This is a genomic window from Dietzia sp. E1 (assembly GCF_014145015.1).
GTDB lineage: Bacteria > Actinomycetota > Actinomycetes > Mycobacteriales > Mycobacteriaceae > Dietzia > Dietzia cinnamea_A.
In genome coordinates this window covers 1-6,455 of record NZ_JAALDU010000346.1, presented here as the reverse complement: position 1 = coordinate 6,455, position 6,455 = coordinate 1, and the positions used below count along the sequence as shown (strand labels likewise).

At 72.5% G+C, this 6,455-nt stretch carries 7 protein-coding genes; all 7 read left to right on the top strand.

What is annotated here, in order from left to right:
• Window positions 1-576: NlpC/P60 family protein (locus tag G6030_RS11570; protein ID WP_241724320.1), on the top strand; the 576-nt coding region annotated here is incomplete at its 5' end.
• 140 nt (window positions 577-716) lie between these two features.
• Entirely contained in the window at window positions 717-1,730 is a 1,014-nt protein-coding gene (locus G6030_RS11565) for an AAA family ATPase (protein WP_182643220.1), read from the top strand.
• Window positions 1,727-2,710: a DUF58 domain-containing protein gene (locus G6030_RS11560; protein ID WP_182643219.1), complete on the top strand. Its 984-nt coding sequence runs from the start codon at window positions 1,727-1,729 to the stop codon at window positions 2,708-2,710. The genes G6030_RS11565 and G6030_RS11560 overlap by 4 nt, the downstream gene beginning before the upstream one ends.
• The gene (locus G6030_RS11555; RefSeq protein WP_063935175.1) at window positions 2,707-3,687 is read left to right on the top strand and encodes a VWA domain-containing protein; all 981 of its coding nucleotides are present in this window, start codon (window positions 2,707-2,709) and stop codon (window positions 3,685-3,687) included. The genes G6030_RS11560 and G6030_RS11555 overlap by 4 nt, the downstream gene beginning before the upstream one ends.
• A 66-nt stretch (window positions 3,688-3,753) precedes the next feature.
• Complete coding sequence (gene fabG1 / locus G6030_RS11550; protein WP_182643218.1) at window positions 3,754-4,485, top strand: 3-oxoacyl-ACP reductase FabG1; 732 nt, start codon at window positions 3,754-3,756, stop codon at window positions 4,483-4,485.
• Window position 4,486: 1 nt separating this feature from the next.
• Window positions 4,487-5,344, top strand: coding sequence for an NADH-dependent enoyl-ACP reductase InhA (gene inhA / locus G6030_RS11545; protein ID WP_063935177.1), 858 nt, complete (start codon window positions 4,487-4,489; stop codon window positions 5,342-5,344).
• 5 nt (window positions 5,345-5,349) lie between these two features.
• The gene (locus tag G6030_RS11540) at window positions 5,350-6,414 is read left to right on the top strand and encodes a ferrochelatase (protein WP_061915118.1); all 1,065 of its coding nucleotides are present in this window, start codon (window positions 5,350-5,352) and stop codon (window positions 6,412-6,414) included.
• The last annotated feature ends 41 nt before the right edge of the window (window positions 6,415-6,455 follow it).

Here is a 6,455-nt window from a genome sequence, read left to right as displayed (position 1 = left end):
GACGCGGGCAGCGTGGGAGCCGCCGTCGACGCGGGCATCCGCGGCGACACGGACGCGATCGTGCAGCAGGTCGCCGACGCGATCGGCCGCGCCGACCTCGGGTCGATCGCCCAGGGGCCCACGTCCCCGGGCACCGGCCACGGCGGGGACCCGGGCACGCCCTCGGGCAACGCGAGGGTGGAGACCGTCGTCAACCGCGCGCTCTCCCAGCTCGGCGTCCCGTACGCCTGGGGAGGGGGAGACGCGAACGGGCCCACGCGCGGAATCCGCGACGGCGGCGTCGCCGACAGCCACGGCGACTACAACAAGATCGGGTTCGACTGCTCCGGCCTGATGATCTACGCCTTCGCCGGCATCGGGAAGGCCCTGCCCCATTACACCGGCTATCAGTACACCGCCGGCCCGCAGTACCCGGTGGCCACCCGCAAGCGCGGCGACATGCTGTTCTGGCCCGGCCACGTGGCGCTGTACCTCGGCGACGGCAAGATGGTCGAGGCCCCGCAGTCGGGGGACGTCGTGAAGATCTCGCCCGTCCGCATGGCCGGCATCTCACCCATGGTGGTCCGGCTGGTCTGAGCCGCGCAGCGGTACTGTCGTCCCCAGCCCGTTCGGACGGCCCGGGCGGGGCGCCCGGACCACCCGACCACGCGAAGGAGCCCTCCGCGGTGAGCGATCCCCACCCCGACCACCCGACCCAGGCCGCCGCGTCCCCCGCGGTGAGCGCCTCGACCGCCGCCGAGGACGCCCGGCTCCTCGAGCGCGCGGTCTACGAGGTCAAGAAGGTCGTCGTGGGCCAGGACCGCCTGATCGAGATGATCCTGGTCGGCCTGCTCTCTCGCGGCCACATCCTGCTCGAGGGCGTGCCGGGCGTCGCCAAGACGCTGACCGTGGAGACCTTCGCCGCCGTGGTGGGCGGGAGCTTCCGCCGTCTGCAGTTCACCCCGGACCTCGTCCCCGCGGACATCGTGGGCACCCGCATCTACCGCCAGGGCCGCGAGGAGTTCGAGGTCGAGCTCGGTCCGATCCTCGCCAACTTCGTCCTGGCGGACGAGATCAACCGCGCCCCGGCGAAGGTCCAGTCGGCACTGCTGGAGGTGATGGCGGAGGGGCACGTCTCCATCGGCGGGCAGACCTTCCCCATGCCGAGCCCGTTCCTCGTGATGGCCACGCAGAACCCCATCGAGAGCGAGGGCGTCTACCAACTCCCGGAAGCCCAGCGCGACCGCTTCCTGTTCAAACTCGTGGTGGACTACCCGAGCCCCGAGGAGGAACGCGAGATCGTCTATCGGATGGGTTCCACCCCGCCGACGCCCACGCAGGTCCTCGGCGTGGACGCGCTCGTGCGACTGCAGAGCGCGGTCCGCGAGGTGTTCGTCCACCACGCGCTGGTCGACTACGTCGTCCGCGTCACCGTCGCCACCCGCGAACCCGCCCGGCACGGACTCGAGGACGTCGCCCGGTGGCTGTCCTACGGCGCCTCCCCGCGCGCCACCCTCGGCGCCGTCACCGCCGCCCGCGCCCTCGCTCTGGTGCGGGGCCGCGACTACGTCGTCCCCCAGGACGTCGTGGACGTCCTGCCGGCCGTGCTCCGCCACCGGCTCGTGCTCACCTACGACGCGCTGGCCGACGAGGTCTCCGCCGACACGGTCGTCCGCCGGGTGCTCGAGGCGGTCCCCCTCCCGCAGATCAGCGCGGTCCCCGCCCAGGCCGGCCCGCCGCCGGCACGGTGACCACCGCGGACGAGGGCAGACGCGACGACCCGGTCGACGCGTCCTCCCGCGCGGCCCTGACCCAGCTCGAGCTGCTCGTCACGCGCCGCCTCGACGGTGTTCTCAACGGCGACCACCGGGGGCTGCTCCCGGGGCCGGGCACCGAACCGGGGGAGGCGCGCGCCTACGAACCGGGCGACGACGTCCGCACGATGGACTGGTCGGTCACCGCCAGAACCACGGTGCCCCACATCAGACAGACCATCGCGGACCGTGAGCTCGAGACCTGGCTCGTCGTCGACCTCACGCCGAGTCTCGACGTGCAGGGCCGCCACGGCGTGAAGAGGCGCCTGGTCGAGGCGGCGGTCGCGACAGTCGGGTTCCTCTCCGCCGGCGGCGGCAGCCGCGTGGGGATGGTCCTCACCGGCGACGGGCGGCCGCGGGTCCTCCCGGCCACCGGGGGACGGGACCACGTCCGGCGGCTCCTCGAGGAGGTCTCGCGCTCCGCGGCCCGGGTCTCTGCCGGGGGCGCGCTCGACGACTGTCTCCACGCGGTCCGCAACGCCGCCCGTCGCCACGGTCTCGTGGTGGTCATCTCCGACTTCCTGTCCGAGGTGGACTGGGAGCGCTCCCTGCGCGTGCTCGGCACCCGCCACGAGTTCCTCGCGGTCCACGTGGCCGACCCGCTCGACATCGCCCTGCCGGTCGTCGGCGCGGCCCTCCTCCAGGATCCCGCCACCGGCGAGGTCCTGGAACTGGACGTCGACGACGCCCTCGCGGCCGACTACCGCCGCGCGGCCGGCGAACACCGCGAGCGCGTCCACTCCGCGCTGCGACGGTGCGGTGCGCCGGTCCTCGCTCTGCGCACCGACCGCGACTGGATCCGCGACGTCATCGACTTCGTCGGCATCCGACGCCGGGGTGGGCTCCCGACCGGCGACAGCGTGACCCGTGATCTACCCGACGACCACCGCCCGGCGGGGGAGGTGACGAGCCGATGAGCCTGTCCGAGTTTCAGCACCCGCTCTGGCTGTTCCTACTGATCGTCCCGGTCGCCCTCGCTGTCGGGTACGTCATCGCGCTGCGCTCGAAGAAGCGGCGCACCGTCCGCTTCGGCAACTTCGGCACCCTGCGTACCGTCGACCGCCGCGGTCGCCGCTGGTTCACGCACGTCCCGGCGGTGCTCCTGGTGCTCTCCCTGCTGGCGCTCGTCGTGGCACTGGCCGGCCCACAGAGGGAACAGAAGGTCCCACGGAACCGGGCCACTGTCATGCTCGTCGTCGACGTCTCCCTGTCCATGGAGTCCACCGACGTCTCACCCTCGCGCCTCGAGGCCGCGCAGCAGGCCGCCACGACCTTTGCCAGCAATCTCACCCCGGGCGTCAACCTGGGCCTCGTCTCCTACGCCGGGACCGCCTCGATGCTCGTGGCCCCCACCACCGACCGGGGTCCGGTCGTCCGCGCCGTCGACCGGCTCAGCCTCGACGAGCGCACCGCCACCGGCGAGGCCATCTACACCGCCACCCAGGCGATCACCACCTTCACCGAGAGCCTCGGCGGCCCCGACCAGGCCCCGCCCGCCCGGATCGTCCTCCTCTCCGACGGCAAGGAGACCGTCCCCGCCGACCCCACCGAGGAGCGTGGCGCGTTCACCGCCGCCGAGCGCGCCGCCGAGGCCGGGATCCCCGTCTCCACGATCTCGTTCGGCACCCTCTACGGCACCGTCGACATCCAGGGCCGGCCCCAACCGGTCCCCGTCGACGACGCCTCCCTGCGCACGATCGCCGAGCTGTCCGGCGGCGACTTCTTCACGGCGTCGACCCTCGAGGAACTGGACTCGGTGTACCGCACCCTCGAGGAGCAGATCGGCTACGAGTGGAAGAAGGCCGACGCCTCGCGGCCGTGGCTCATCATCGGCTCCCTCCTCGCCATGACGGCGGCGGCGGGCTCGCTGACCGCGCACCGCCGGATCCCGTGAGTCCCGGCGGGCCGGCGGAACGCACCAGCGCCGGGCCCGCCGGCCCGGCTCGCTAGGGTGGGGGGCATGGTTTCCGAGAGCACGCACGGCACCACCCCGCGGACAATCCTCGTGACCGGGGGCAACCGCGGGATCGGGCGCGCCGTCGCCACCAGGCTCCACGCCGACGGCCACAGGGTGGCCGTCACCCACCGGGGCTCAGGCGCCCCCGACGGGCTGTTCGGGGTGCAGTGCGACGTCACCGACCCCGACTCCGTCGACGCCGCGTTCACCGCGGTCGAGGCCGAGTACGGGCCGGTCGAGGTGGTCGTGGCCAATGCGGGCACCACCGAGGACACCCTGCTCATGCGCATGAAGGACGAGCAGTTCACCCGCGTGCTCGACGCCAACCTCACGGGGGCGTTCCGCGTGGCCAAGCGCGCCTCGCGCGGGATGCTGCGCGCCCGTTTCGGTCGACTGATCTTCATCGGCTCCGTCGTGGGCCAGTCCGGCACCGCCGGCCAGGTCAACTACGCCTCCTCCAAGGCCGGGCTCATCGGTATGGCCCGTTCGCTCACCCGTGAGCTGGGGTCGCGGAACATCACGGCCAACGTCGTCGCGCCCGGCTTCATCGACACCGACATGACCGCGGGGCTGGACGACAAGACGCAGGAGATGGCCGTCGCGGCCATCCCGCTCGGACGCAAGGGCTCGGCCGACGACGTGTCCGGGGTCGTGAGCTTTCTCGCCGGCGACGACGCCGGCTACATCTCCGGGGCCGTGATCCCGGTCGACGGCGGAATGGGAATGGGGCACTGACATGAGCCAGACCGAGACGGACGCCACCGTCGCCTCCGGCGATACGACCACGACCGGCGGCGGTCTGCTGGCCGGCCGGACGATCCTCGTCACGGGAGTCATCACCGACGCCTCGATCGCCTTCCACATCGCCAAGCACTGCCAGCTGCACGGCGCGAAGGTCATCCTCACCGCGTACGGTCGGCCCTCCCTCGTCAAGGCGATCGCGAAGCGCCTCCCCGAACGTCCGCCGGTGATCGAGCTGGACGTGCAGAGCGAGGACGACCTCGCCGCGCTGGCCGACCGGGTCCGCGAACACGCCGATTCGCTCGACGGCGTCGTCCACTCGATCGGGTTCGCGCCGCCCAGCTGCCTCGGGGACCCGTTCCTCGACGCGCCCTGGAAGGACGTGGCCGTCGCGCTCGAGGTCTCGGCCTACTCGTACTCCGCCCTGGCCAAGGCCACCAGGCCACTGCTCAACCGGGGCGCGTCGATCATCGGACTCGACTTCGACCCGCGGTTCTCCATGCCCTTCTACAACTGGATGTCGGTCGCCAAGAACGCGCTCGAGGCCGTCAACCGCTACGTCGCCCGCGAACTCGGCCCCGAGGGCGTGCGGTCCAACCTCGTCGCCGCCGGCCCCGTCAAGACCCTCGCGGCCAAGGCGATCGCCGGCGAGGCGCTCGGCTCCGGCGGCGAACTGGACAGGATGCAGGACGAGTGGGATCGGCGGGCGCCACTCGGCTGGGACGTGGACGACCCCACCTCGGTCGCGACGACGGCAGTCGCCCTGCTCTCCGACCTCATGGCCGCCACGACCGGCACCGTCATCTACGCCGACGGCGGCGCCGGGACCGTTTCCTTCAGCGGACAGGAGTGATCTGTATGACCGCATCGACCGACGCCCCCTCCACCCCGGGCGCCACCTCAGGGCAGGTGGACGCCCTGCTGGTGCTCTCGTTCGGCGGCCCCGAAGGCCAGGACGACGTCATCCCGTTCCTCGAGAACGTCACCCGCGGCCGCGGGATCCCGCGCGAGCGCCTCGAGGAGGTGGCCACGCACTACCGGCACCTCGGCGGTCGCAGCCCCATCAACGACCTCAACCGCGAGATCATCGCCAACGTCGAGGCCGAGCTGGCGGACCGCGGCCGCGACCTGCCCGTGTACTTCGGCAACCGCAACTGGACGCCGATGGCCGAGGACACCGTCCGACAGATGGTCGCGGACGGGGTCCGCAACGCCGCCGTCTTCGCCACCTCCGCGTGGGGCGGGTACTCCGGCTGCGCGCAGTACCAGGAGGACATCGCCCGCGCCCGCGAGCAGGTCGAGGGCGCGCCCACCATGGTGCGGCTCCGCCAGTTCTACGATCACCCGCTGTTCATCGAGCGGTTCGCCTCCGACCTGCGGGAGGCCATCGCCTCCGCCGCGCCGGGGGCCCGGGTGATCTTCACCGCCCACTCCGTGCCCACGTCGGCGGACGAGGCGGCCGGTCCGCCGTCCCTCGGCGGCCACCTCTACAGCCGTCAGGTCGCCGAGGCGTCGCGTCTCGTCGCCGAGGCGGCGGGCGTCGCCGACTACGACCTGGTCTGGCAGTCCCGCTCCGGTCCGCCGAGCGTGCCGTGGCTCGAGCCGGACGTCGTGGACCACGTGAGCGAGCTGGCCACCTCGAACGGCGTCACGGACGTGGTGATCGTCCCGATCGGATTCATCTCCGATCATGTCGAGGTCATCTGGGACCTGGACACCGAGCTCGTCGACGAGGTCCGCGAGCTGGGGGTCACGGTCACGCGGTGCGCCACGCCGGGTCCGAGCCGAGAGTTCGCCCGGATGGTGCTCGAGCTCCTCGACGAGGTCGAGACCGGGTCTGCTCAGGACCGCCCCGGTTCCGTACCCGCCCTCGGCCGGAACCGCGACGGCGCCCGCTGCGCCCTCGGCTGCTGCGGGGGCTGACGGCGGCCGACTAGCGCGCCCGGAGAGCGGCGTCGCCGGCC

Excerpts from the sequence above, each read along its gene's own strand:
- G6030_RS11540 (WP_061915118.1), top strand. The coding sequence starts at position 5,350 with ATGACCGCATCGACCGACGCCCCCTCCACCCCGGGCGCCACCTCAGGG.
- fabG1 (WP_182643218.1), top strand. The coding sequence starts at position 3,754 with ATGGTTTCCGAGAGCACGCACGGCACCACCCCGCGGACAATCCTCGTG.
- inhA (WP_063935177.1), top strand. The coding sequence starts at position 4,487 with ATGAGCCAGACCGAGACGGACGCCACCGTCGCCTCCGGCGATACGACC.
- G6030_RS11555 (WP_063935175.1), top strand. The coding sequence starts at position 2,707 with ATGAGCCTGTCCGAGTTTCAGCACCCGCTCTGGCTGTTCCTACTGATC.